Below are 25,408 nucleotides of genomic sequence, written 5' to 3'. Positions count from 1 at the left end.
CGTTCAGTCCTGTCGGTCCAATTCGGCGTAGGCCCGCTCCAGCCTGCGCTGAAAGGCGGCGAAGTTATATTTCTGCTCATAGAGCAGCCTGCCGTTGGCACCGAGCCGCTGCCGCAGTGCCGGGTCTCCGGCCAGCCGGATGAGCTGGGCGGCGAAGGAGGCCGGATCAGGCTGGGCGAAAAGCGCGGTGGTCTCATTGAGAATGAGCTGGTTGGACGGCACGTCCGCCGCGACAATGGCCCGGCCCGCTTTGTAGTAGTCCAGCACCTTCAGCGGGGTGTTGACCCCGGACTGCCGGGGCGCGGCAAGGATGTCCGAGGCGGCGAGATAGTCCGGCAGCTCGTCCGGGGCCACCCGGCCAAGAAAAGCAACCTGCTCCGCCGCGCCGCGTTCCGCCAGCCAGGCCCGCCGCCGGGCGATTTCCTCCGCGCTGCCGCCGATGATCACGAAACGGGCCTGCGGCAGGGCGGCGCAGACTGTCGGCATGGCCTCGAAGAGCATCTCCACTCCCTGATAAACAGCGAAGGAACCGACATAGGTGATGAGCAGCTCGTCAGGCCGCTGGCGCAGCCGCGCCCCGATTGCGGCGGTGCGGGCCGGGCTGGCCTCAGTCATTGAGGAGGCCATGTCGTAAATGGTGTGCACCGGCTTGTCCGTGCCCACGGCCTGCGCCTGCCGGGTCAGACCTGCGCCGGTGCAGATGACCAAGTCCGCCCGGCGGATGACAAAAGACTCCACTGCGGCGTAGCAGGAGAGGAGGAAATTTTTGAGCATCCCCCGGCGGTAGGAGAACGGGTCGGAATGTTTCTCGAACACCGCCTTGGTTTTGAAAAGCCGGGCTAAAAGCAGGGCGATAAAGCCCGCCTCCTCGATGCCGTGGATCAGGTCGTAACGGCGACGGCGCAGCAGGGCAGCGGCTTTGCAGAACAGGATGAGGTCAAAGCCCAGCTTGAGCGGCGAGGGGCCGATGGCGATCTGCCTGGCCCGGAAAAGATTGGGAGCGCGGATGATGCGGACATTGGCAATCTGCTCGTCCTCGCCGAACGGCAGGGTGAGCAGATCCACCGCATGGCCGGACTCGCTCAGACTCTTGAGGACAAAGCGCACCCGGATCGGCGAGCCGCGCCACTGAAAAAAAGGCTGCGGGCTGATGAGGAGTATCTTTCGGTTCACTGAGCGGCACTCTGCTGCCGCATCAGCTCCAGCGCGGCCTTGATGATTCCTGCCGCGTCAATGCCCGCGTCCTTCCAGAGCATCGGCTGCGGCCCCTGCTCGATGAACGCGTCGCCGTAGCCGAGAATGCGCACGGGCAGAGTCAAATGCCGCTCGTGCAGCATCTGCGCGACTGCGCCGCCGAAGCCGCCTTTTTTGGCATTGTCCTCCACGGTCAGCACCCTGCCGCAGCGTTCCGCCCAATGACTGATCAGCTCAATGTCCAAGGGCTTGATGCAGCGCGGGTTGATCACCGCCGCCTCAACGCCGAGCTTGGCCAGACCTTCCGCCGCCTGCATCGCCGCATAAACGCGGTTGCCGACCGGCAGCAGCAGGACATCGCCGCCCTCGCGCAGCAGCTCGCCCTTGCCGACCGGCAGCAGGCGCGGCTCCTCGTCCATCGGCACACCTTCGCCGGAGCCGCGCGGATAGCGGACAGCGCAGGGGCCGTCCAAGCTGAGGGCGGTGAAGAGCATCTGGCGCAGCTCGTTCTCGTCCTTGGGTGCCATCAGGGTCAGATTGGGAACGCAGCGGAGCAGCGAAATATCAAACACGCCGTGATGCGTGGGGCCGTCGTCGCCGACCACGCCTGCGCGGTCAATGGCGAAGACCACCGGCAGGTTGGTCAAGCAGACATCGTGAATGATCTGATCCACGGCCCGCTGGACAAAGCTGGAATAGACCGCGACCACGGGCCGCAGTCCGGCCAAGGCCAGTCCGGCGGCAAAGGTGACAGCGTGCTGCTCGGCGATGCCGACATCAAAAAAGCGGTCAGGGAAACGTTTGCTGAACTCCAGCAGCCCGGTGCCTGCGCGCATGGCGGCGGTGATGCCGACAATGCGCCGATCGTTTTCCGCCAGCCCGCAGATGGTCTTGCTGAAAACAGCGGTGTAGGACGGCGGGCCGGGCACGGGCAGCGGTCTGCCGTCCACAGTGGAGAAGGGGCCAAGGCCGTGGTAGTCGCCGGGGTTTTTCTCCGCCGGTTCATAGCCTTTGCCCTTGGTGGTCAGGACATGCACCAGCACCGGGCCGTGGCTGTTGTCACGGACATTCTCCAAAGTCTCCAGCAGGACAGGCAGGTCATGGCCGGAAATCGGGCCAACGTAGTCGAACTTGAAGGCCTCGAAGAGCATTCCCGGCGTGAAGAGGACTTTCAGGCTTTCCTCGGACTTGCGCAGGATGCTGAGGATGTTCTCGCCCACGGCGCAGAGCTTCAGACCCTCCTCAATCTGATCCTTGAGGCGGCGCACCGTCTTCGAGGTCATCTTGCGGCTGAGAAAGCTTGACAGCGCGCCAACATTGGCCGAGATCGACATCTCGTTGTCGTTGAGGATGACGATCAGATTTTTGTGCAGGTCGCCCGCGTGGTTGAGAGCCTCAAAGGCCAGCCCGGCGGTCATCGAGCCGTCGCCGATCACAGCGATGACCTTGCTCTGGTCGCCTTGCAGCTGCTGGGCCGCCGCCAAGCCAAGGGCGAAGGAGATGGAGGTCGAGCTGTGGCCGGTCTCAATGGTGTCGTATTCGCTCTCGGCCCGCTTGGGAAAGCCGCTGATGCCCTGCGCCTGCCGCAGGGTGTGGAATTTGTCGCGGCGGCCCGTGATCAGCTTGTGGGCGTAGCACTGATGGCCCACGTCCCAGATCAGCTTGTCCTGCGGGGTGTTGAAGACGGAGTGCAGGGCAAGAGTCAGTTCGACCACGCCAAGACTGGGCGCGAGGTGGCCGCCGTTTTCAGCTACGGTGGCGATGATCCGCTCCCGGATTTCCTCGGCAAGCAGCTCCAAATCGCGGACAGGCAGGCCGCGCAGGTCTGCCGGGGAGTCAATGGTGTCGAGCAGGCTCAGTTCGGCTGCGGCTTCCGTCATGGTCGTTTCCTTGAAAAAGGCTGCGGGCGGATCGGCCCGGTCGTTCTGCGCGGAGACTTCAGCCGCCGTCCGCCGCGCTGAAAGGAACTGCCGCCAGACCGCCGTCCTCCTGACGCAGCAGCAGTTCAGCCCGGCTGCGGGCCTCAGCCAGCTTCTGGCCGCAGAAGGCGGCGAGCTGCACGCCCTCGTCGAATTTTTTCAGGCTCAGGTCGAGCGAGGGCTGGCCCTGCTCCAGCTCGCTCACAAGCTGCTCCAATTTGGCCAAAGCCTGCTCAAAGGTCTTCTTGCTCATCGCGTGTTCAGGTCGGAATCGGGCGGCGTTTCCTGCTCCCCCTCAGAAATGATGCAGTGTAAACCGGATGCCGCTGGTTTTCAACTGCTGATTCAGTCCTGCGGCTGCGGCGGATTGGCTCCGCCCGCGCTCTCCTCGCCTTGGGTGATGCGGAAGTGGTGGCCGCAGCGCCAGGCGTGATAGGCGAGCCGGTCAATCCAGCGCTGGGCCGACAGCGCCTTGAGGGCCGCGTCAGGCTCCATCTGCTTGGAGGCGGTGGCTTCAAGGATGGCCGGACGGGCCGAGCGGCGCTCGTCAGCCAGCCGCTGGGAGAAGTCCTGCACCGCCGCCACGTCCGGCACGCCGCCGGAGGAGTCCAAATCGTCGGCCAAGGTGCCCAGCAGGGACGAGAGGCTCCGCGCCGCTCTGGCCAAATTCTCCATCTGCCGCAGCTCGTCCTTCATCTGCCCAGCCTTGCGCGCGTCCTGCACCAGCCGCTCCAAGTGGTCATTGGCATGAAGCGCGCTGATCTGCCGGTGCAGATCAGCCTTGCGCCCCTCGCTGCGCTCGATCTTGGCTAAAAAATGCCGCACCTCGTCAAGGGCCAGATCGAGCTGATCAAGCAGCTGCTCCTGCGGGCGGATGCCTTGGGCCAGATCGTGGGCGAGCAGACGGAAGAGCGACGAGGCGATCTGCGCCTGCGAGCGCCAGGCCGCCTCAAAGGCCACTGCCGGGATGGAAAGCAGGCTGGGGTCGAGCCGGGCGGTGTATTTCGACCGCCGCTCCGGGATGATCCGCTCGGTCAGCGCGGCGAGCTGGTGGGTGAGGGGCAGAAAGATCAGCAGGCCGATGAGGTTGAACAGCGTGTGAAAGGCGGCCAGCGTCAGGGCCGCGTCATCCTGCCAGAGCTGTTCGGCCAAGGCTTCCACTCCGGCCACCAGCCAGGGCAGCGCGGCAAAGGCCACGATGCCGGTGCCGAAATTGAAGAGCAGATGCACCGCCGCCGTGCGCTTGGCCGCCGCTGTCGCTCCCACAGCGGCGATGCCTGCGGTCACGGTGGTGCCGAGGTTCTGCCCGACCACCAGCGCGGCGGACTGGCTGAGATCAATCGCGCCGCTGGACAGCGCGGTGAGGGTAGTGGCCACTGCCGCGCTGGAGCTTTGCATGACCACGGTCATTGCCGCGCCGATCAGCACCAGCCAGGCCCGGCCCGCCAGACCGGGCTGGGCGAACGCGTCGAGCTTGAAATTCTGGGCCAGCTCCTGCATTCCGCCTTGGAGGACATCTATGCCGACAAAAATCACGCCGAAGCCCGCCAAGGCCGAACCCGCCTGAGCCAGCCGCCCCCGCCCGATCAGCCGGGCCAGCGCGCCCACGCCGATGAAGGGCAGGAGGATGTCGCCGATGGAGAGCTTCAGGCCGAGCAGGCCGACCAGCCAGCCAGTGGAGGTGGTGCCGAGGTTGGCCCCCAGCATGATCCCCACCGCGCTGCCGAAGCCGAGCAGGCCAGCGCTGACGAAACCGATGGTGGCCAAGGTCGTCGCGCTGGAGGACTGCACCAAGGCTGTGACCAACGCGCCCATCGTCACCGCCGAGAAGCGGTTGCCGGTGAAGCGCGACAGCACCGAGCGCAGCGAGTCGCCGGCCATGGCTTTCAGGCCGTCCGTCATCAGGATCATGCCCAAAAGAAACAAACCTATCCCGCCGAAAACTGTTGACAATATGCTGATCATCAATCTTTTTCCGCTTTGCTTTATGTTTGGGCAGCGGCAGGCGGCGCCGCTGCAAGGCCGGTAAACACCGGACTTTCCTCAGCCTCCAATCCTCGACATGCGCCCGTGGCAGCCGCCCTCCTGCTCGCGCAGCCGTTCCTCCATACGGTGGCCTTGCGGCTTGCTGCGGACAGCGGTCAGCAGGGTCTCGCGAATGTCCTCGTCCGTGCAGCCTTGGCGGAGCACAGCGCGGAGGTCGGTTTCCGCGTCGTGGAGCAGACAGGCGCGAAGCCGTCCTTCCGAGGTCAGACGGAGGCGGTTGCAGCGGTCGCAGAAATGGTGGCTTAACGGGCTGATGAAGCCGATTTTGCCCTGCGCGTCCTCTCCCAGCCGGAACATGCAGGCCGGGCCGTCGGTCTCGCTGCGCGGCACGGGAAGCAGCTCGCCGAGATGCTTGAGCCGCTCCTTGATCTGGTCAGAGCAGAAATAGGTGTCCTTGCTCCAGCGCGAGGACGCGCCGACCGGCATGAACTCGATGAAGCGGATGTGCATGTCCGTGTCGCGGGAGAGCCGGGCGAAGTCGGCCAGCTCGTCGTCGTTCACGCCGCGCATGACCACCATGTTCAGCTTGACCGGCGCAAAGCCGACCGCCTGCGCTTTCTCAATTCCCCGCCAGACTTGGGCGAAGCAGTCCGCGCCGGTGATGGCGGCGAACCGCTCCGGCTTCAGGCTGTCCAAGCTGATGTTGATCTTGCTGATGCCAGCGGCCTTCAGCCCTGCCGCGTATTTTTCCAGCAAAACGCCGTTGGTGGTGATGCGGATGTCCGTCAGGCCGTCAATTTCGCCCAGCTGTTCGACAAAACCCATGATGCCTTTCCGCACTAACGGCTCGCCACCGGTCAGCCGCAGCTTGGTCATGCCAAGGCTGACCGCCGCCCGCACCACCCGCAGCAGCTCCTCGTAGTTGAGCAGCGCATCGTGGGCCAAGCAGGGCGGCTGGCCTTCAGGCGGCACACAGTAGCGGCAGCGCAGGTTGCAGCGGTCAGTGAGCGAGAGCCGCAGATAGGAGATGCTGCGGCTGAAGAGGTCGGCGGGCGCGGCAGCGCGTTGTTGTGCGGACATGGCTGGATCGTTCATGATTCATTTTTGCGGCGTGACACGCATGTCTGCCGGGTCGGAGCAAACAGCCCGCCTGGCCGGAAGATCATCAGCAGCACCAAGGCCGCGCCGAAGGCCAGCATCCGGTAGTCGGCCAAGGCGCGCAGGTATTCGGGCAGAAGGATCAGCGTCAGCGCGGCGATGATCACGCCGGGAATGGAACCCATGCCGCCCAGCACGACGATGCAGAGGATGATTGCCGACTCCATGAAGGTGAACGAGGCCGGGTTGACAAAGGTAGTCTTGGCCGCGAAGAGCACCCCGGCCATGCCCGCCCAGAAGGCACCAGAGGCGAAGGCGGCCAGCTTGATCCGCGTCTTGTCAATGCCCATTGCCCGGCAGGCGATTTCGTCCTCGCGCAGGGCGGCCCAGGCGCGGCCTATGCGCGAATGCCGCAGGCGGCTGGCGGCGAAGACAGTGAAGATAACCATGCCGAGCATCAGATAATACAAATAGATGACCGACTGCTGCAAGGACAGCTCCATGCCGAAAAAACCGGGCCGGGGGATGCCGGAAATGCCGCTGGGGCCTTGGGAGAACTCTGTCCAGTTTTCCAGCACAAGGCGGATGATCTCGCCGAAGCCGAGGGTGACAATGGCTAAATAATCGCCGCGCAGGCGCAGCACCGGAAAGCCGAGCAGGATGCCGAAGAGCGCGGCCAGAATTCCGCCAATCGGCAGGGCTGTCCAGAAGCCGATGCCGAAATGGAGGTTGAGCAGGGCGTAGGAGTAGGCCCCGACCGCGTAGAAAGCCACGTAGCCGAGATCCAGCAGTCCGGCCATGCCGACCACGATATTCAGGCCCAAGCCCAGCATCACGTAGAGCAGGGCCGTAATCATAATACTGACCTGATAAGAGGAGACCGAATGCGGAAAAAGGCCGAGCGCCAGCAGGAGCAGGGCCAGCGCGGGCAGGCGGACTGCCATCTTGTTCAAGAGCAGCAGCCAGTCTTTGGCAGGAGCGGCGGCCTGCGGCTTTTTTCGCGTCTTGAAGGCGGCGGCAGCCTGCACAAGCAGCGAGCCGGCAAAGGCGGCCAGCGCAACATAGAGCAAATTCTGCCAGCGCCAGACAACCGTGCGCTCGTAGGGATTGACCTTGATCACCAGCAGCGGAAAGGTGAGGAAGGCGAACCAGAGGGCGGTGCGGGCGGCCTGTTTCAGAGCGGACATGGCAGTGCCTGCCTTCACGCGGCGCAGCAGGCCAGCACCAGCTTCCGCAGCCCGCTGATGAACTGCGGATCGTCGTTCAGGCCGGGCGTGGATTCGAGCCGCATTCCCAGCCCCTGCGCCATGTCTTTGTAGAGCATGTCGATCTCGTACAGCGTCTCGATGTGATCAGAGACAAAGGCAATGGGCACCATCAGGATGTTTTTGCAGCCCTCGGCGGCAAGCTGGCGCAGCATGTCCGGCGTGGACGGCTCCAGCCACTGCACCGGGCCGCTGCGGCTTTGGAAGCAGAGCCTGCCCTGCTGGCCGGTGCGCCGCTCCACAGCGGCGATGGTCTGGCGGATTTCCTCGACATACGGGTCGCCCTCGTCAATGAACTTTTGCGGCAGGCTGTGCGCGCTGTACACCACCTGCGCGGCCCCGCCGAATTTGGCCAGCCCTGCTTGGATGCGGGCGGCCAGGCAGGCGATGTAATCCGGTTCGTCCGGCCAGGAGCGGATTTCCCTGATCGGCAGATTCAGGCCGAGCTTCTGATTTTGTTCGCGCAGATCGGCAAAGGAGGAGCCGCTGGTGGCCCGGCAGTAATGGGGATAGAGCGGCAGAGCGATCAGCTCCGTTACCCCGGCGGCGGACATTTCCATCAGCGAAGCGGCGGCGAAGGGATGCCAGTAGCGCATCGCAGGCCGGACGATGAACGCGCCGTCCGCAGCTAAAGCCTGCTCCAAGGCCGCCGCCTGGCGGGCTGTGATGGCCGAAATGGGCGAGCCGCCGCCGATTTTCTGATAATTCGCCTTGCTTTTCGGCGCGCGCCTCCAGGCGATCAGGGCGGCCAGCGGCTCTTGCAGCCAGCTCGGTCCAAGGCGGATGATCTGCCGGTCGGAAAAAAGATTGCGGAGGAAGGGAAAGACATCCTCCTGTTTTTCCGGTCCGCCCATGTTCAGCAGCAGCACTCCGATTTTTCTGCCCATTTTTTCTCCTTTGTTGTCATGCGCAGCGGTCTGGAAAAAGCGTACACGGATTCCGCGCCTCACGTCAAGGAAATGTCGTGTTTTAAGGCTTGTCTATTCGCGGCTGAATGTCTATAATAACTGTATGGTAAGACTGAATTTCACCTCAATGGCCGCGCTTGTCCGCGCAGATGCCGCGCAATTCTTTCCTGTTCCGTCCTTTCCGCAGATTCCGCGTTCCTCTGCCAAGAGATCAGGAGGGCATCGTCATGAACACGACACACTGAGGCAGCAGTCCTGCTGCACAACAAGGCAGCGGCATGGGGTCGCTGACGCTGAGAACTTGGAGGAAATATGGATCTGAAAGTTGAGACCAGAAATCTTGACATGCGCGCTGGCTGGCAGGAGAAAATCGAGGAAGAACGCGAGAAGCTGATCCGGCACTACGCCAATCTTGTTCTTCACCTGCGGGTCAGCATTGAAGCCACGCCCGGCTACAAAGAAGGCGGCTGCGAGGTCAGCCTCGTCGCATCGGTGCCTAATGACACTGTGGTGGTCAAGCGCTGGGGCGAGAAGGTGCATCCCCTGCTGGTGGAGACCTTCGATGTCCTTGGTCAGCAGCTCAAAGATATAGTCAGGAGGAAGCACGATCACAAGCACGAGGCCAGCGTCAAGGTGCTGGGCGGCGCGCCCGGCGACACGCGGGGCACGGTGCAGCGGGTCTTTGACGAGTACGGCTTCATCATGACGCTCGACAATCAGGAGGTTTTTTTCCACGCCAACGCCCTCAAGGAACTGAGCATGAACGACCTTGAGGAAGGCGCGGCAGTTTGTCTGGCTCTTGAGGAAGGCGAAAAGGGCCTCCAGGCGGCCTGGGTGAAGGCGGCCTGAGCCAATGTAGGGGCGGTTCGCGAACCGCCCCTACAGAACATAGCCCCTGCCAAACGGCAGGGGCTTTTTTTTATTGTCAGGCGGGCGGAAACTTGGTTTGATGCTGTTGTGTCAATGCCCTTCGGCTCCGCTCAGGGCACTGTCAAGCGCCCTGAGCGGAGCCGAAGGGTGACTGTGACCGCTTTCCTCCAGTCCTGCCGCAGAGAGCACAATGAACCTGTTGCATATCACATATCCTAAAGTGGATGCCGCCTGTCTTGAGCAGGCATACCGTGACGGAGCAGAGGCTTCCGCGCCCTTGCAGGCAGAGGAGAAAGCCCGGCTCTTCGCTGAGATCACCGCTCTGCTGCGCGAGAAGAACGCGGTGCTGATCGCCCATTACTACACGCCTGACGCTGTGCAGGAGCTGGCGGAAAGCACTGGCGGCTGCGTGGCCGACTCGCTGGAGATGGCCCGTTTTGGCCGCGACCACGCCGCGCAGACCTTGGCAGTCGCCGGAGTCCGTTTCATGGGCGAGACCGCAAAAATCCTCAGTCCGGCCAAGCGGGTGCTGATGCCCTCCTTGCAGGCGGAATGCTCGCTGGATCTGAACTGCCCGGCAGAGCTGTTCCGCGAGGCACGGCAGCAGCACCCGGAGCGCACGGCGGTGGTCTACGCCAACACCAGCGCGGCGGTAAAAGCCGAGGCCGACTGGGTAGTCACATCGAGCAACGCGCTCAAGATTGTCGCCCACCTGAAGCAGGAGGGGCAGAAAATTCTCTGGGCCTCAGACCGCTTCCTCGGCAGCTATATTCAGCGCGAGACCGGCGCGGACATGCTGCTCTGGCCCGGTTCCTGCATCGTTCACGAGCAGTTCAAAGCCGACGGGCTGCGGCGTCTGAAAGAGCGGCATCCAGAGGCCGAAGTGCTGGTGCATCCTGAATCGCCGCCCGATGTCATCAGTCTGGCTGATTATGTTGGCTCGACCAGCAACCTTCTCAACGCGGCCAAGCGGAGCAAGGCCCCGGCCTTCATCGTCGCCACCGAGCCGGGCATATTCTATAAAATGCGGCAGGCTATGCCGGACAAGCTCTTCTTGGAAGCCCCGAAAGCCGGAGAAGGCGCAAGCTGCGAGTCATGCAGCCGCTGCCCGTGGATGGCGATAAACGGCCTGCGCAATCTGCTCGCCGTCCTGCAAGACGGGCGCAATGAGGTGCAGGTGGAGGAAAGCGTCCGCCTCCGGGCGGCTGAATCCCTCAGCCGCATGATGGGCTTTTCCTTCGCGCCGCCTGCCCAAGCATCCTTCTGCTGATCACTCTTTTACAGGAGCAGCTTCATGCCCACCAAAACCTTCGCTGTCATCCTCTGCGGCTGCGGCCACCGCGACGGCTCGGAAATCCACGAGGCCACGCTGACCCTCTGGGCTGTGCACAAAAACGGAGCTGAATACCAGTGCTTTGCCCCGAATGTGACGCAGCATCACGTGCTGAACCATCTCACTGGCGAAGAGATGCCGGAGCAGCGCAATGTGCTGATTGAAGCGGCCCGCATCGCTCGCGGCAGGATCAAGGACTTGGCCCAGTTCAACGCCGCTGATTTTGACGGCTTGGTCATTCCCGGCGGAGTCGGCGCGGCCAAAAATCTCTGCACCTACGCCTTTGACGGCCCGGACTGCGTCGTCAACCCGGACACAGCGCGGGCGGTCAAAGCCATGCACGCGGCAGGCAAGCCCATCGGCGCGCTCTGCATCGCTCCGGTCATCCTTGCCAAAGTGCTGGGCGGCGTGACCGTCACTGCTGGGCAGGACGCGGAGACTGCCGCAAACATCGCCAAAATGGGCGGTGTTCATGCGCCGACTTTGCATGGCGAAATCACGGTTGACCGCGCCAATAAAATTGTGAGCACGCCCTGCTACATGCTTGATTCGCGGGTTGACCAGATCGGCGAGGGCGCGGACAAACTGATTCAAGCCATGCTGGCGCTGATCTGATCATGGGCAAAAAAATCATCAAACTGCTGACTTGGCTCTTCTATCTGCGCTGGCTGCTGCCGGTCGCGAACGCCAATGCCTGGCAGGGCGAGGCAGTCAAGGTGCTCGACGGCGACACCGTGCAGGTGCGGAAAGGGCGGGAGATCGTCAAGGTGCGGCTTTACGGCGTGGACTGCCCGGAATCACGCCAGAGCTTCGGCAGGCAGGCGGCGGAGTTCACCGAAAAGCAGGTGCTGGGCAAAAAGGTGAAGGTGGAGCGGGTGGACACAGACCGCTATGGCCGCGTTGTCGGTCTGATCAGCGCGGGCGGCAAGCTGCTCAACCGCGAGCTGGTGCGGGCTGGCTACGCGTGGACGTATGAAGCCTATTGCAGGAAGCAGCCGCTTTGCATTGAGCTGCGCGAGCTGGAGGAGCGGGCGCGGAAGCGGAAGGCCGGTCTCTGGCAGGAAAAACGTCCGCTGCCGCCGTGGGAATGGCGGAAGAGGAGCAGCCGATGAAGCCAGCGAGTTTGTCCGACATTTTTACCTGCGCCCGCTGCGGCTATTGCTGTCAGGGGGAAACCACTGTCTCGCTCGATCAGGACGACCAGGCGCGGATGATGACCAAGCTCGGTCTGAGCCGTGAGGAGATGGAGGCGAAATACTGGCGCGTGACCAAGGGCGTGGTGCAGATGCGGATTGTTGAGCATCACTGCATCTTCTACAGCCCGGAGCAGGGCTGCGCCGTGCATGAAGGCCGCCCGTGGCGTTGCGGTCAGTGGCCGTTGCATCCCAGCATTCTCACGGATGAGAACAACTTCCGCACCATCCGCGAGTCCTGCCCCGGCATGAACCAGCACTTGAGCTGGGAGGAGTTCTGCGCCGTCTTCCGCCAGCTGCTGGAGCAGGACAGGCGGCTGCTCTGCTGATGAAATTCCTCATCCCCTTTCTCGGCAAAACCAAGGAAAGCTATCTGGAGCAGGGCATTCGCGATTACGCCGGACGGCTGGGCCGCTATCTGCCAGTGCACATCAAGGTGCTGAAGGAGCCGGGCAGAAATGAGCCGGACGCAGTTCTGATGGTCCGCGAGGCGGATCTGCTGCTGGCGCTGGCGGCAGGCGCGTCTCTGGTCGTCGCCCTTGATCCGGCGGGCCGCGAGCAGACTTCAGAAGAAATGGCCGCCACCCTCGCCGCTTGGGAAGACCGGGGCCTGCACACCATCTGCTTTCTCATCGGCGGCCATCTCGGCCTTGATGAGCGGGTGCGGCGGCAGGCCGGGCAGCTTTGGTCGCTCTCCCGCCTCACTTTCACTCACGAGATGAGCCGCTTCATCCTGCTGGAACAGCTCTACCGCGCCTGCTCAATCAAGGCCGGGCGTAAATACCACAAATAAAAAAGCCGAGTCCAGTCAAGGACTCGGCCTGCCACGCCCGGACGTTCCGGCTTCAAAAACCGTCCGCCTCCTCGGCGCAGTCGCCCTTGGTTGTCACAGTCACACCGACCTCGCTGATCACCACATGATCGGCCACTGCGCAGCCTCTGCCCGCCGCTTCGGACGGCTCTGACGCGGTGCAGGCCATTGACTCGCCCACATTCAAAGCGTCCTGCTGGCAGCTGACCGCAGCAAAGCGGTCGTCGGTCACGCGGACATTGGTCAGCCGGACATTGCCGGTGTTGATGATTTTGTAGGTCCAGCCTGCCTGTCCGGCATCATCTGTCTTGCGGATGGCGATGCCCGGCTCTGACGCAGTTTTTTTGCCCCCAAGCTGCGGTCGCGGTCCTGCGCCGCAGGTCAGAATTTCCTCCGCCGAACCCAGTCCGGCGGCCAGCAGCAGAATGCAGCCCAGCAGCAGAGGCGCGGCAGCCCGCAATGTTGTTCGCATGTTCATGGTCGTTCTCCTTTGTTCTCCAGCAGGCGGCCTGACTGCCGCCGGAACCCTGATGCCCCGGCCTTCCGCCACGCCTGCCGAACTCTCTTTTTCATGATACGCGCTGCCGCCTTTTTTGTCAACCAGGAGAGTTTAATTTTTTTTACTTGTTCAAAAAACTGTTTAATCTGTCAGCTGGCAATCCAGCTCCCGGCGCGGAAGCGGCTGGCCGGGCAATCCCTGTTTGACTTCTGATTTCAGCCATTATACAGTGAAAATATGCGGGTCTCAAACTGCCCTCCAGGCTTCCCTGTCCTCCGCCGCAGAGTATGACTGAACAGAAAATTTCGCCCCCTGATCTCAAACAGCTCCGCTGCTGGTCCCTGACCGCCTTTGTCTTCTGGACGCTGCTGGTGAACGGCTCGCTCTGCCTCTTTGCCAGAGGCGAATGGAACAATTTGAAATTCATCGGCAAAGAGATCGGCTTGACCGCGATTCGCAAGGACTACATCTATCAGGTCTGGAATTCCGGCCACGGCGGGATTCAGACCGCCGACAGCAGAGCTGAGCTGATCAATCCGGCCCGCATGACCCGCGAGGTCTATCAGCTGGAGGAAAAGCGGTATGGCATCCGGGGCAACATCACCAGCCTCCGCCCGCTGCATCCGGAAAACAGCCCGGACAGCTGGGAGGAGGCCGCCCTCCGCCGTTTCGAGGCGGGCGAGGCGGATGCGGCGGAGCTGATCCGCAAAGACGGCGGCGCCATGATGCGGGTCATGCTGCCGACAGTGATGGATCAGTCCTGTCTCAAATGCCATGTGGAGAGCGGCTACAAGCTGGGCAGCATCCGGGGGGGCATCAGCGTCACTCTGCCGATGGACGAGCTGGTCGCCCTGTTCCGGCGGCAGTTCAAAACCGGCCTGTTCTATCATCTGCTCATCTATTTGATCGGCGTGAGCGGCATGGCGGTTTTTTACCTGCAAAGCAGCAGGCAGCTGTTCCGGCGGACAGAAATGGAGGCTCGGCTCTCGGCGCAGGAGCAGCACCTGCGCGGCATTGTCGACAACATCTCCAACGGCATCGCGGTTTATGAGACAGCGGACGGCAAGGATTTTGTCATCCGCCGGATCAATCCCGCCGGAATGCGCATCGCCCGGCTGAATGGCGGCGGCGATGCGGCAGGCCGCCGCCCGGAAGAGGTCTTTCCCGGCTTCGCCCAGTCCGGCCTGCTGGAGGTCTTCCGGCGGGTGGCGCAAAGCGGCGTGCCCGAGCATCTCTCTGTGCCGTCCTGCATCCAGCGGAAAAAAAACAGCTGGAATGATGAGACTGGCCTGCCCTGTCTGGAGCACTACATCTACAAGCTGCCCACCGGCGAGATCGTCGCGGTTTATGAGGATGTGACCTCGCGGCGGCAGGCCCGCGAGCTGCTGATCCGCAAGACCGAGGAATGGGAAAGCACCTTTGACGCGATCCCGGACATCATCACCTTGCAGGACAAGGATATGCGGATCATCCGCGCCAACCAGGCGGCCTTCGAGTTTTTCCGCCTGCCGCCGGAGGAGCTGGTCGGCAGAACCTGCCACAGCCTCTTCCGGGGCTGTGATCAGCCCTGTCAAGGCTGTCCGGGCCAGCGCGCCATGCAGGATTTTAAAAAGCACTGCGTCAGCATGGAGCACAAGGCGGTCAGCAGGCATTTTCATGTCTGCGCCGCGCCGGTGCTGAATCCGGACGGCGAATTTCTCTACTTCGTCTATATCGCCCACGACACCACGGACAAGAGGAAGCTGGAGGAGGAGCTGCTCCAAGCGCAGAAAATGGAGGCCATCGGCACCTTGGCCGGCGGCATCGCCCATGACTTCAACAACATCCTCGCCGCCATCCTTGGCTACACCGAGCTGGCGCGGATGGAGCTGCCGGAGGGCAGCGGCGCGCGCGGCGACTTGGATCAGGTCATCATCGCGGGCAACCGGGCCACTGAGCTGGTCAAGCAGATTCTCACTTTCAGCCGCAAGAGCGAGCACCGCAAGAAGCCGCTGCGGATCTACATCGTGGTCAAAGAGGCGCTGAAGATGCTGCGCTCCTCCCTGCCTTCCTCAATCGTCATGCAGACGGAGATTGACGAGCGCAGCGGCTTGGTGCTGGCGGATCCGACCAGCATTCATCAAATTGTCTTCAACCTCTGCACCAACGCCGCGCAGGCCATCGGTGAACGGCAGGGCCGGATTGAGATCATTCTCCGCGAAACCAGCCTGAGCGCCGAGCAGCGCGAAGACCGGCCTTGGCTCCAGCCGGGCCGCTTCCTCGTCCTCACGGTCCGCGACAACGGCAGCGGCATGGACGAAAAGACCAAGGCCCGCATCTTTGATCCCTATTTCACCACCAAGGAGCCGGGTGCGGGCACCGGTCTGGGGCTGGCTGTGACGCACGGGGTGGTCGAGGACTGCCAAGGCTTCATTGAGGTCGAAAGCGCGCTTGGGCAAGGCTCGGCCTTCCATGTCTATCTGCCGGTGCTGCCGGAGGAGGAGAAGGAGCAGACCGAAGCTGAGGCTGAAATTTCCCTGCCCGGCGGCGCAGAGCGCATTCTTCTGGTGGATGACGAGCCGTCCATCGTCCATATCAGCGACGCGATCCTGTCCACATTGGGCTACCACGTGACAGCGGAAATGGACAGCGTAGCCGCGCTGGAGCGTTTCAAATCCGATCCCGCCGCCTTTGACCTGCTGCTCACGGACCAGACCATGCCCGGCTTGACCGGCAGCGAGCTGGCCAAAGCCGCCTTGCAGATGCGGCCTGATCTGCCGGTGATCCTCTGCACCGGCTACACCGCCGCCCTGTCGGAAAGAGACGCGCTGGCCCTCGGCATCCGCCGCTACGCGATCAAGCCGCTGAACACGGCCAAGCTGGCCGCTTTGGTCCGGGAGGCTCTGGACGAGGCGAAACGCGGCTAATCCTGCGGCGGCGGAGCGGCAGGCAGGTCAATATGCACTGCCGTGCCGCTGCCCGGCTGGGATTCAGCCTCAATGCAGCCTTCATGCTGGCTGACAATGGAGGCGGCGATGGTCAGGCCGAGGCCCATGCCCTTGACCCGGCCTCTGGTCTTGCAGGAAAAATACGGGTCAAAGATGTTGGGCAGGTCTTCCCGGCGGATGCCCCGGCCATGATCGCGGACAGTGATGCGGACATATTCTCCTTCCCGCCGTCCGGCGGCCTGATGAGCGAGCAGGCAGACATTTTCCGCGCAGACCGTGATTGTGCCGCCGACCGGCGCCATCGCCTCGACCGCGTTGCGGAACAGCTCGCGCAGCACCTGGCCCATCTGGCCGGGATCAGCCAGCACCGGCTTCAGATCCTCAGGCAGCCGCAGCTCAGGCTCATTGCCGCCCTCCTCAAAAAAGGCCCGGCAGGCGGACTGGATCAGCAGGGCAGGGGAGACCGGCTGCCGCGCGGGCGGCGCGAAACTCGAGAAGAGCAGAAATTTGTGGGCCAGCTCCTTGGCCTCGCCTGCGGCCTCCGCCGCGTCGCGGAGAAAGCCGAGAACGCGATGGTCGTGATTGAGCTTCATCATCGCCAGCTCGACGCTGCCGGTGATGGCCATCAGCAGGTTGTTGAAGTCATGCGCGATGCCGCCCGCCATCATCGAGACTGTCTCCATCTTCCGGCTGCGGATCAGCTCCTCCTCCATCTTCTTCCGGCGGGTGATGTCGATGCAGTATTCAATCACCCGCGTCACCTGCCCCTGCCGGTCCGTCACCGGACAAAGATGAATTTCTGAAGTGTGCGCCGCTCCTGAGGAATCAGGGCAGACATGCTCGACCATCACCGGCCTCGCCTGCTCGCGCACTTGCTCCAAGGGGCATTCCAGCCCCTGCTCGGCGCAGGGGCGGCTGAAGCCGTGCATGTACTGGTAGCAGGTTTTCAGATGATCCCGGCCCGCAGCCTGGCTGCCTGCGGCGCGGTTGGCGGCAAGAATGCGGCGGGTGGTCACATCTATCACCGCGAAGGGATGCGGCAGGGAGTTGATCACTGTGCTGAGAAAGCGGTTCTGCTGGAGGATTTCCGCGCTGCGCAGCTCGATCTGCTTTTCCAAGCTGTCGCGGTGGAGGCGGATTTTCTCCTCAGCCCGCCGCCGCTCCTTGATCTCCCGTGTCAGCAGCTCGTTGGTGTGGCGCAGCTCGGAGGTCTGCTCGCGCACATGCTCCTCCAGCATGTTCCGCTGCATGACCAAGGCGGACATGGCCTGCTTGTGCTCGACAGTCAGATGCCATTTTTCGATCAGGGCGTTGGCAGACTGCCGGATCTCAATGGCCTCGAAGGGTTTTTTCAGAATCAGCAGCTTGTCGGCGGAGAGCATGGCCGAGCTGATCTCCTGCCAAGAGTGGTCGGAATAGGCGGTGATGACCACAAACTGAAGCAGCAGATCCTCCTGCTGGAGCCGTTTGATGGTCTTGAGGCCGTCCATGCCCGGCTGAAGGCGCATGTCCACATAGGCGAGGGCGTAGGGTCTGCGCGTCAGCCGCGCCTGCCGGACCATGCTCACCGCGTCCTCGCCCCGCATGGCCGAGTCAATCTCCACCTCCGGCTCCTCCTCCTGCTCCGGCAGCTGCTGGCCGATGATGTCGGCGAAGAGCGCGTCCAGCTCGCCCGACTCCCGGCGGCGGAGCAGTATTTTCTTGATGTCGCTGTGAATATCCGGATTGTCGTCCACGATCAGGATGCGGTCGATGCCGCCGCTTCGTCTCATGCTCTCCTCCTGCCCGCCTTCATCGGCAGCTCCAGCCGGAACACCGATCCTTTGCCTTCACCCGGACTGGCCGCTGTGAGGCCGCCGCCCATTTCCGCCGCCAGATTGGCCGCATTGTGCAGGCCGAAGCCATGTCCGCCCCGTTTCGCCGAAAAGCCAAAGGCGAAAATATGCTCCATGATCTCGCTGCTGATGCCTCTGCCGTTGTCTTCGATTTCGAAAACCGCCCTGTCCTGTTCCGCTCCGGCGGCCCGCAGCCGCAGACTGATTTTCCGTTCCGGCTGATCGAAGCCGTCAAAAGCGTCAGCGGCGTTGCTGAGCAGATTGCCCGCGATCTGCAAAATTTTCCGCTGCTCGCCCTGCATCATCGGCAGCCGCTCGTAGTTCCGCTCCACCTTGATCCGCCGCGCCGCAATTTTTTCCGCAAAAATTTCAAGACTTTCCTCAATCACCGAGGCCAGATCGAACTGCTCGATCAGCACCCGCCCGCCTGCCGCGTCCTGCTGGGTGCGGATGATGTCGGCGGCCCGGCGCACGTGCCGGAGCAGATGCCCGATCTCCTCCAGCAGCCGCCAGCGCTCTTTGCTCAGCTGCTCGGCCAGGCTGGCGAAGTAGAGCGGCAGCTTGCGGCCGCGCGGGTCGCGGCTGAAAAAATGGCTGAGGTCGTGCTGGTGCTCCTCGATCAGCTCAACAATGGCGGGCAAAGTGGCGCTGCTGCTTTTCTGCACCATCTCGCCGAGCCGCTCCGCCGAGACTGAAACGCTGTTCAACGTGTTGCCGACATTGTGCAGCACCTCGGTGGCCACCTCGGCCTTGCCCGCCAGCCGCGAGGTGTCGAGCAGGCTTTTCATGGCGTGCGAATGCCCGATGGCCAGCGCGCAGACACCTGAGAGATGCAGGGCGGTGTTCAGATAGGAGCCGATGTGCTGCGGAAAGGCCACCTGCTGCACCAGCGCCACAGCCAAGGTTCTCTCGCCCGCCCCGATGCGGAGGAAAAAGCCGTCGCCGCTGTCTAACAGCTGATGCTGGCGGCTGGTGTCGGCAAAAAAGCGTTCCGCCGCCTGCTGTTCGGCAGGCTCCAGCTCGGCCAGGAGGTCCGGTGCCAGTCCGCGTTTGCCTGCCGGCAGACAGCGGAGCCGCTGCGGCGCGAAAAGCATGTTGAACAGCTCGCTGATGCCGGCCAGAGCCTCCGGCTCCGAGCTGGCCCTGACCAGCATGCCCAGCATGTCGAGAATCATCGAGGTCTGGGCGGACTGCTGCCGGGCCTGCTCCCGCTGCCGCTCCAGCTCCTGCTCCCGGTGCTCCGCCGCAATTTTGGCCAGAAGCAGGCCGTGGTGCTCCAGCCCCAGCGGCAGGCTTTCGGCTGGCAGCTTGAGGAACTCCGCCAGCTCGGCCAGCTGCGCGCCCGCCTGCTTGCTCACGCCGCTGTCAAGCAGCACCAGCCGGGTGACATTCTGCCCGAACCAAGCCGCCGCCGCTTCAGCCGGGCTGCTGCCGCCGACAGGCAGCAGCTCGCGCCACCGGGCCAGCCAGCCCGGCAGCAGCAGGCCGGCTCCGCTCTGCCGGAGATGACGGACAAAGGTCGGGCTGCACAGGAGATGCGCGCACTGCTCGGTCCGCCGGATTCTGCCGCCGGAAATTTTCAAATCCTGCGGCAGGCAGCGGCAGCCGATGATCTCCGCTCCTGCCGCGCCGTTTTCCCGCACCAGCGCGGCCAGCTCCTCGCGGCTGACCGGTCTGGCCGCGCAGCAGGCGGCGAAGCTCCGCACCGCGACACCGGCCAGCCCCTGCAGCTGGAGCGCCGCCTGCGTCTCCGGCAGCAGCTGATCGCAGACAAAAAAACAGAGGGACAGCGGTCTCACGAATAACGGCCCCATTTCCGCACGGCGGCGGCCACGGCGGCCAGCGTCTCCTCCTGCACCTGCCAAGGAATTTCGCCGTGGTTGTCAGCAAGAATGAAACCGCCTCCGGGAGCGGCGGCAGCCACCGCTTTTTTCACTTCCGCCTCGGCCTGCTCCTCTGTCCAGCGGCGCATGGCGATGCCGTTGAGATTGCCCGCCACTGTGATTCTGCCTTTGCAGGCCGCCTTGACCGCCGCCATGTCCTCCAGCACGCTGATGCCGACAGCGGCGGCTCCGGCGGCGGCCAGCTCTTCGATCACCGGCAGGCAGCGGCCTGAGGCAAGATGAATCACCGCCGGGCCGCTGAAGCGGCTCAAGCAATGGCGGGCGGGCGGCAGGCCGCAGCGGCGGTACATGTCCGGCGGAATGATGTCCGGCGAGGCGAGCGGATCAAAATAGCAGACCGCTGTCGCTCCTGCCCGGAACTGCGCGTTGGCCCAGGCGACGCAGAAGGTCTGATTGACGGCCATCAGGCGGCTGAACAGTTCCGGCTGGCGGTACAGCAGCTCAATGTAGGCGGGAAAGCCCATCTGCATCACCGGCAGGGAGAAAGGGGCGATGGCCACGCCGATGACCGGCGCCTCGCCGCAGGCCCGCTCCTTCAGTCCGGCGATCACCTCCAGCATCCGGCGCAGGCAGGGGGTCTCCTCCGGCAGCGGCGGCTCCAGACGGAGTATGTCTTCCGGCCTGCTGATCACCGGACAGCCGCTGTTCGGGGGGCCGTCGTCGTACCAGATCACCTCGCCGCCAAAGGCTTCCGCCTCCGCCGCGCCGTAGAGCAGGCCGTAAAGGCAGTCATGGCCGTATTTCGCCCTCATGCGCAGCTGCCCTTCAACCACCTGCTCCGCCTTGGAAAAATACTCGCGGATGCTTAGGCCCAGCTCTCTGGCCCCGTGCATGGTCAGCAGGAGGAAAAACGGCACCCGGTCCGGCTCTCGGCAGCTGAGGGAGGTCAGCACCCGCTCCATCGAAGTCATGGCCGCGCTCATCGGGACAGCTCCTTGACGCAGCGGGCCACGGCCCGCACCGCCTCGGCGGCATTGCCGCCGGTCGCGTCCGCGCCCACTTCCCGCCACAGCTCCTGATCAAAGCGGAAGGGCGCGCCGCCGACAATAATTTTCACCGGAGAACCGGCGGCGGAAAGCCGCTCCCGGAGGATTTTCACCTGCAAGGCGGAGCGGAGCATGAGGGTGGAGACCAGCAGGATGCCGAACTGCTCGCGCAGGGTCCGCTCGGCCAGCTCTCCGGCTGTCAGCCGCCCGCAGTCGCAGACCTCGTAGCCGCTGGCCCGCAGGGCGGCGCAGACGATCATCTTGCCCAAGGCATGGTAGTCGTCCAGCAGGGCGATGGCGATTTTCGGGCGGCTGATCCGCTCCGGGCTGGAGGGCGGCAGCAGCTGGTCCACCAGCTCCTCGCAGATCCGGCTGCTCATATACACTTCGGCCAGAGCAGCCTCGCCCCGCTCCCAGCGGCGGCCAATCTCCTCCAAGGCAGGCACGACCAGACCTTCCACCGCCCTCAGGGGCCTGTCCTGCGCCTCCTTTCTCAGCAGCCGCTCCGCCCCGAGACGGTCAAGGGCGAGCAGCCTGCCGACAAAAATACTGCTTCGTTCCGCTGCGGTCATGGCAAAATTCCTGAAGAAAAGATACAATGCACTGCCCTGTCTCTGCACGGGCCTATTTTACCGCCTGAAGAGGGTCTGGTCAATTGATCGGTGAATTTACTTCTTTTTTCCTGCGGCTGAGAAATGCTGATAAAAATCAGGAGCCGAAGGCCGGAGCAATGACGGCGCGGCGCTGATCTTTCCCGCCGCAGGACAAAGCAAGAGGGAACGCATGAGCCTGAACAGCACCTTCCGCACCGCCGAATGCGGCATCCGGCGCGCCGCCAGCGCAGTCGCCCGGCATGTCTTCTGCTGCCTCCTCACCGGGATGCTGCTGCTGGGCGCGGTCTATCTGCTCACTGTCCTCTGGATGTACCAGCAGCAGGACGCGCTCCGCCAGCGCGAATGGCGGGAGATGATCAGCGACCTCCACGCCCGCAGGATCGCCGAGACCGGCCAGACTTTGCAAACCCTGCTCCTCGCCCTGAGCGAAAACCCGGAGCTGCTGCGGCCTTTTCTCGCCAGAGACCGGGCCGCCCTCCTGCAGGCCGCCCTGCCGCTCAACCGGCATCTCAGCCGCCAAAGCCAGATCACCCATTTTTATTTTCATGACGTGGACAAAACCTGCTTTCTGCGGGTGCATCAGCCGGACCGCCACGGCGACCGGATCAGCCGCGTCATCTTGGAGCAGGCGGCGGCCTCCGGCCAGGCGGCGGCAGGCGTTGAGATCGGCCCGCTCGGCACGCTGACGCTGCGGGCGGTCGCGCCTTGGCACGACAGCGGCGGGCGGCTGACCGGCTACATCGAGCTGGGCCGGGAGCTGGCGACGCTCCTGCCTTTCTTCACCGAACTGAAGAGCATCCACGGCTACCAGCTCACCGTGGCCAAAGCCTATGTGGACCGGCAGGGCTGGGAGCAGGGCATGGCCATGCTGGGCCGGACAGCGGACTGGGCCGCCCTGCCTGATCAGGTGATCATGACCGACACCCTGCCGCACGGCGCGGACTGCGCGGCCAGAGGCCATCAGCACAGCTGGCCCAGCGAGCTGCTGCGCCGGGTCATGCCGGATTCGATGTTCTGCATCAGGCACACCGTGCCGCTTCTGGACGCGGGCGGACGGGAGGTCGGCAGGCTGCTCTTTGTCCGCGACGAGCTGGACAAGCTCTTCGCCGTCCGCCGGATCAACACCTTTTTTCTGCTCGCCCTGCTGACCGCGACCGCTGTCCTGCTGCTCCTGTATTATATTTTTCTGCACCGGATGCAGAACCGGCTGGCTGAGTCTGACTCGGTGCTGGAGGAGAGCCGCCGACAGCTCGCGCTGGCCTTGGAGGTGGCCGGGCTGGGCATGTGGGACTGGCGGCCCGGCTGCGGCGAGCTGCACACCAACGACATCTTTTTCACCATGCTTGGCTGGCCGCCGGATGCTTTTCCCCGCAGCGGCGGTCTCTGGCAGAAGCTGATGCACCCGGAGGATTTTGCCAGCTCCGACGCGACGCTGCGGCCTTTTCTGGAGCATGAAGACGGCTGCTGCCGCGCCGAATACCGCCTGCGGACCGCCGAAGGCCAGTGGCGTTGGATTCAGGCCATAGGCCGGGTGGTCGAGCGCGACAGCGGAGGCCAGGCCAAGCGGCTGATGGGCGTGCATATCGACATCACCCGCAGCAAGGCGGTCGAGGCCGAGCTGCTGGAGAATTATCAGCGGCTGACGACCTTCATGGAAACCCTGCCTGATCCGGCCTTTCTCAAGGACGGCCAAGGCCGCTGGCTGCTGACCAACGGCGCGGCCCGGCAGCTGTTCCGGGTGGAAGATATCCCGTGGCAGGGCAGAACCGACTTGGAGATCGGCGGGCAGCAGCCGCTGCTGGCCAATGTTTTGGCGGACTGCACCGCCAGCGACGAGCGGGCTTGGCGGAAGGGAGAAATGCTGATTGAGGACGAGACCGGCGTTGACCTCAGCGGCCAGCCTCGCCTTTTCGAGGTGCGCAAGATGCCGCTCTTTTTCCCGGACGGCAGGCGCAAGGCGCTGGTGGTCATTGGTCGGGATGTCACCGCGCGGCGGCAGATGGAGGAGCAGCTCATCGAAGCCCGGCGCGGGGCCGAGGCAGCCAGTCAGGCCAAATCTGAATTTCTCGCCAACATGAGCCATGAAATCCGCACGCCCATGAACGCGGTGATTGGCATGGCCCGGCTGGCCTTGGCCACCGAGCTGACCGCCAAGCAGAGAAATTATCTGGAGAAAATCAGCAGCGCCGCCGAGATGCTGCTCGGCATCCTCAATGACATCCTTGATTTTTCTAAAATTGAGGCCGGGCGGATGGAGATCGAGCGGACGGATTTCAGCCTGCGCTCGGTGCTGGACAGCCTGCACAGCCTGCTGGCTTTCAAGGCGGCGGAGAAGGGCTTGGAGCTGACAGTCAGCATGGCCGGGGAGGTGCCGGACAGCCTCCGGGGCGATTCGCTCCGCCTTGGTCAGGTGCTGATCAATCTCGGCAACAACGCGGTGAAATTCACCCAGAAAGGCCGGGTGGACATCCGGGCCGAGCTGCTGGAGCGCAAGGGGCGCGACGTGCGGCTGCGTTTTACAGTCACAGACACCGGCATCGGCATGAGCGAGGAGGAGCAGTGCAAACTCTTCCAGCTCTTCAGCCAGGCGGACAGCTCGATCACCCGGCAGTACGGCGGCACCGGTCTGGGGCTGTCGATCAGCAAAAAATTGGTTGAAATGATGGGCGGCTCCATTCAGGCGGAGAGCGCGGCGGGGCAAGGCTCGACCTTCACTGTCACCTTGCCGCTGGAGACCGGACATAGCCGGGAGGAAACCTCAGCTGTCCGGCCTGAGCAGCCGTCGCTGGACTTCGGACGGCTGCGCGGCGCGAAAATTTTGCTCGCCGAGGACAACGCTTTCAATCAGGAGCTGACCGTGGCCCTGCTCCAGCGCCGAGGCATCGAAGTGACCGTGGCGAACAACGGCGCGGAGGCAGTGGAGCTGCTCCGGCGGGAGCGGTTCGACTGCGTGCTGATGGACTTGCAGATGCCGGTGATGGACGGCTGCACCGCCTGCCGCGAGCTGCGCCAGCTGCCGAATGGCCGCGACCTGCCGGTCATCGCCCTGACCGCCAACGTCATGACCGGCGACAAGGAGAAAAGCCAGGCGGCGGGCATGAACGGCCACATCGGCAAGCCCTTCCGCGAAGAGGAGCTGCTGGCCGCGCTCTGCCGCCTTCTGCCGCAGGGCCGCCCGCCTGCTGCCCCGGAACCGGCGGAGCTGCTGCCGCAGCAAGAAGCTGCCGCCGGTTTTGCCGCGCTGCGCGGCGTTGATGCAGGCAAAGGGCTGGAAAACACTATGAACGATCCGGGATTTTATCGGAAAATTCTGCGGCTCTTTCAGCAGGATCAGGGGGATTTTATCGAAAAATTCATGGCGGCGCAGCAGAGAGGCGATCTGGAGGGCGCAGCCCGTCTGGCCCACACCTTGAAAGGCGTGGCTGCCACCATCGGGGCGACCGGCCTGCATGAAGCCGCGCTTCAGCTGGAGCAGAACTGCCGTCAGCAGCACGACGACTGCGCTGAACTGCTCCGGCAGACCGCAGCCGAGCTGGAGCAGGTGCTGCGGGGGATTGACACCCTGCTGACTGAAGAAGGACGACGCTGATCAGCCGAAAGCCAACCGCTGCGCATGACAGACAGCCACGGCCAGCGCATCAGCAGCATCGCTGCTCGGCGGGCCGCTGAGTTCGAGCAGCACTTGAATCATGTGCTGCACTTGGGCTTTTTCCGCGCCGCCGCAGCCGGTCACAGCCTGCTTGACCAAACGCGGCGGGTAGCCATGCACCGGCAGTCCCTGCCGCAGGAGCGCGACCACCGCCGCGCCCCGCGCTTGGCCGAGCTTGAGGGCGGAGCGGGCGTTGTGGGCGACGAACACATCTTCGACCGCTGCGGCCTCCGGTCTGTGCCGCTCAATCACCTCGGACAGGCCGTCAAAAATGACTAACAGCCGCCGGGTGAAGTCCTTCTCACGCTCGGCGCGGATGGTGCCGCAGGCGACAAAGCCGAGGTTCGGCCCCAGCTTGTCAATGATGCCGTAGCCGGTGATCCGCGAACCGGGATCAATGCCGATGATCCGCAGCGG

Annotated in this window: 21 protein-coding genes; 8 read left to right on the top strand and 13 right to left on the bottom strand. The window is 63.7% G+C overall.

Going from position 1 to position 25,408, the window contains the following annotated elements:
- Positions 1 to 3 precede the first annotated feature (3 nt).
- The 7 genes from ACNKH3_RS08420 to hemH form a co-directional block, all read right to left on the bottom strand.
- A complete protein-coding gene (locus ACNKH3_RS08420) occupies positions 4 to 1,173 on the bottom strand; it encodes a glycosyltransferase family 4 protein (RefSeq protein WP_417916168.1) in 1,170 nt (389 codons plus the stop codon).
- Positions 1,170 to 3,074, bottom strand: a complete 1,905-nt coding sequence (gene dxs, locus ACNKH3_RS08415; protein WP_417916169.1) for a 1-deoxy-D-xylulose-5-phosphate synthase — start codon at positions 3,072 to 3,074, stop codon at positions 1,170 to 1,172. The genes ACNKH3_RS08420 and dxs overlap by 4 nt, the downstream gene beginning before the upstream one ends.
- Before the next feature lie 58 nt (positions 3,075 to 3,132).
- On the bottom strand, positions 3,133 to 3,366 hold the full coding sequence (gene xseB, locus ACNKH3_RS08410) for an exodeoxyribonuclease VII small subunit (RefSeq protein WP_420208906.1): 234 nt from the start codon (positions 3,364 to 3,366) through the stop codon (positions 3,133 to 3,135).
- A 92-nt stretch (positions 3,367 to 3,458) separates the two neighbouring features.
- The gene (locus ACNKH3_RS08405; RefSeq protein ID WP_420208905.1) at positions 3,459 to 5,078 is read right to left on the bottom strand and encodes a Na/Pi cotransporter family protein; all 1,620 of its coding nucleotides are present in this window, start codon (positions 5,076 to 5,078) and stop codon (positions 3,459 to 3,461) included.
- A gap of 78 nt (positions 5,079 to 5,156) precedes the next feature.
- On the bottom strand, positions 5,157 to 6,179 hold the full coding sequence (gene moaA, locus ACNKH3_RS08400; protein WP_420208904.1) for a GTP 3',8-cyclase MoaA: 1,023 nt from the start codon (positions 6,177 to 6,179) through the stop codon (positions 5,157 to 5,159).
- A gap of 11 nt (positions 6,180 to 6,190) precedes the next feature.
- Positions 6,191 to 7,384 carry an ABC transporter permease subunit gene (locus ACNKH3_RS08395; RefSeq protein WP_420208903.1) on the bottom strand — a complete coding sequence of 398 codons (1,194 nt, stop codon included), beginning with the start codon at positions 7,382 to 7,384 and terminating at the stop codon, positions 6,191 to 6,193.
- A 14-nt stretch (positions 7,385 to 7,398) separates the two neighbouring features.
- Positions 7,399 to 8,349 (bottom strand): ferrochelatase, encoded by a 951-nt coding sequence (hemH, locus tag ACNKH3_RS08390; RefSeq protein WP_420208902.1) that lies wholly within the window; start codon positions 8,347 to 8,349, stop codon positions 7,399 to 7,401.
- A gap of 333 nt (positions 8,350 to 8,682) precedes the next feature.
- Here hemH and ACNKH3_RS08385 point away from each other — a divergent pair, with 333 nt between their 5' ends.
- The 6 genes from ACNKH3_RS08385 to ACNKH3_RS08360 all read left to right on the top strand — a co-directional run bounded on the left by ACNKH3_RS08385 (position 8,683) and on the right by ACNKH3_RS08360 (position 12,559).
- The gene (locus tag ACNKH3_RS08385; protein ID WP_420208901.1) at positions 8,683 to 9,219 is read left to right on the top strand and encodes a cold shock domain-containing protein; all 537 of its coding nucleotides are present in this window, start codon (positions 8,683 to 8,685) and stop codon (positions 9,217 to 9,219) included.
- 211 nt (positions 9,220 to 9,430) lie between these two features.
- Positions 9,431 to 10,510: a quinolinate synthase NadA gene (gene nadA, locus ACNKH3_RS08380; RefSeq protein WP_417915786.1), complete on the top strand. Its 1,080-nt coding sequence runs from the start codon at positions 9,431 to 9,433 to the stop codon at positions 10,508 to 10,510.
- Positions 10,511 to 10,534: 24 nt separating this feature from the next.
- A complete protein-coding gene (gene elbB, locus ACNKH3_RS08375; protein WP_417915787.1) occupies positions 10,535 to 11,188 on the top strand; it encodes an isoprenoid biosynthesis glyoxalase ElbB in 654 nt (217 codons plus the stop codon).
- A 2-nt stretch (positions 11,189 to 11,190) separates the two neighbouring features.
- The gene (locus ACNKH3_RS08370) at positions 11,191 to 11,685 is read left to right on the top strand and encodes a thermonuclease family protein (RefSeq protein WP_417915788.1); all 495 of its coding nucleotides are present in this window, start codon (positions 11,191 to 11,193) and stop codon (positions 11,683 to 11,685) included.
- A complete protein-coding gene (locus ACNKH3_RS08365) occupies positions 11,682 to 12,095 on the top strand; it encodes a YkgJ family cysteine cluster protein (RefSeq protein WP_417915789.1) in 414 nt (137 codons plus the stop codon). Before ACNKH3_RS08370 ends, ACNKH3_RS08365 begins: the two co-directional genes overlap by 4 nt.
- On the top strand, positions 12,095 to 12,559 hold the full coding sequence (locus tag ACNKH3_RS08360) for a 23S rRNA (pseudouridine(1915)-N(3))-methyltransferase RlmH (protein ID WP_417915790.1): 465 nt from the start codon (positions 12,095 to 12,097) through the stop codon (positions 12,557 to 12,559). Before ACNKH3_RS08365 ends, ACNKH3_RS08360 begins: the two co-directional genes overlap by 1 nt.
- A gap of 52 nt (positions 12,560 to 12,611) precedes the next feature.
- Here ACNKH3_RS08360 and ACNKH3_RS08355 read toward each other — a convergent pair whose 3' ends face one another.
- The gene (locus ACNKH3_RS08355) at positions 12,612 to 13,055 is read right to left on the bottom strand and encodes a hypothetical protein (protein ID WP_417915791.1); all 444 of its coding nucleotides are present in this window, start codon (positions 13,053 to 13,055) and stop codon (positions 12,612 to 12,614) included.
- 308 nt (positions 13,056 to 13,363) lie between these two features.
- Between ACNKH3_RS08355 and ACNKH3_RS08350 the strand changes: the two genes are divergently transcribed.
- Complete coding sequence (locus ACNKH3_RS08350) at positions 13,364 to 15,982, top strand: PAS domain-containing protein (protein WP_417915792.1); 2,619 nt, start codon at positions 13,364 to 13,366, stop codon at positions 15,980 to 15,982.
- Here ACNKH3_RS08350 and ACNKH3_RS08345 read toward each other — a convergent pair.
- The 4 genes from ACNKH3_RS08345 to ACNKH3_RS08330 are packed head-to-tail and all read right to left on the bottom strand — an operon-like array spanning position 15,979 to position 21,300.
- On the bottom strand, positions 15,979 to 17,775 hold the full coding sequence (locus ACNKH3_RS08345) for an ATP-binding protein (protein WP_417915793.1): 1,797 nt from the start codon (positions 17,773 to 17,775) through the stop codon (positions 15,979 to 15,981). The two genes, ACNKH3_RS08350 and ACNKH3_RS08345, sit on opposite strands and share 4 nt — an antisense overlap.
- Positions 17,772 to 19,637: an ATP-binding protein gene (locus ACNKH3_RS08340; RefSeq protein ID WP_420208900.1), complete on the bottom strand. Its 1,866-nt coding sequence runs from the start codon at positions 19,635 to 19,637 to the stop codon at positions 17,772 to 17,774. The genes ACNKH3_RS08345 and ACNKH3_RS08340 overlap by 4 nt, the downstream gene beginning before the upstream one ends.
- The gene (locus tag ACNKH3_RS08335) at positions 19,634 to 20,665 is read right to left on the bottom strand and encodes a uroporphyrinogen decarboxylase family protein (protein ID WP_417915795.1); all 1,032 of its coding nucleotides are present in this window, start codon (positions 20,663 to 20,665) and stop codon (positions 19,634 to 19,636) included. Before ACNKH3_RS08335 ends, ACNKH3_RS08340 begins: the two co-directional genes overlap by 4 nt.
- Positions 20,662 to 21,300 carry a cobalamin B12-binding domain-containing protein gene (locus tag ACNKH3_RS08330; RefSeq protein ID WP_417915796.1) on the bottom strand — a complete coding sequence of 213 codons (639 nt, stop codon included), beginning with the start codon at positions 21,298 to 21,300 and terminating at the stop codon, positions 20,662 to 20,664. The genes ACNKH3_RS08335 and ACNKH3_RS08330 overlap by 4 nt, the downstream gene beginning before the upstream one ends.
- Positions 21,301 to 21,511: 211 nt before the next feature.
- On the opposite strand from ACNKH3_RS08330, the gene ACNKH3_RS08325 reads away from it, so the two are divergent.
- Positions 21,512 to 24,931: an ATP-binding protein gene (locus ACNKH3_RS08325; protein WP_420208899.1), complete on the top strand. Its 3,420-nt coding sequence runs from the start codon at positions 21,512 to 21,514 to the stop codon at positions 24,929 to 24,931.
- On the opposite strand, the gene ruvC is transcribed toward ACNKH3_RS08325, so the two are convergent.
- The gene (ruvC, locus tag ACNKH3_RS08320; RefSeq protein ID WP_417916995.1) at positions 24,932 to 25,405 is read right to left on the bottom strand and encodes a crossover junction endodeoxyribonuclease RuvC; all 474 of its coding nucleotides are present in this window, start codon (positions 25,403 to 25,405) and stop codon (positions 24,932 to 24,934) included.
- Between the last annotated feature and the right edge of the window lie 3 nt (positions 25,406 to 25,408).

Source organism: Candidatus Electronema sp. JC (assembly GCF_048287365.2).
GTDB lineage: Bacteria > Desulfobacterota > Desulfobulbia > Desulfobulbales > Desulfobulbaceae > Electronema.
The sequence above is the reverse complement of the archived record's forward strand: the minus strand, read 5'-3'. Positions and strand labels throughout refer to the sequence as shown.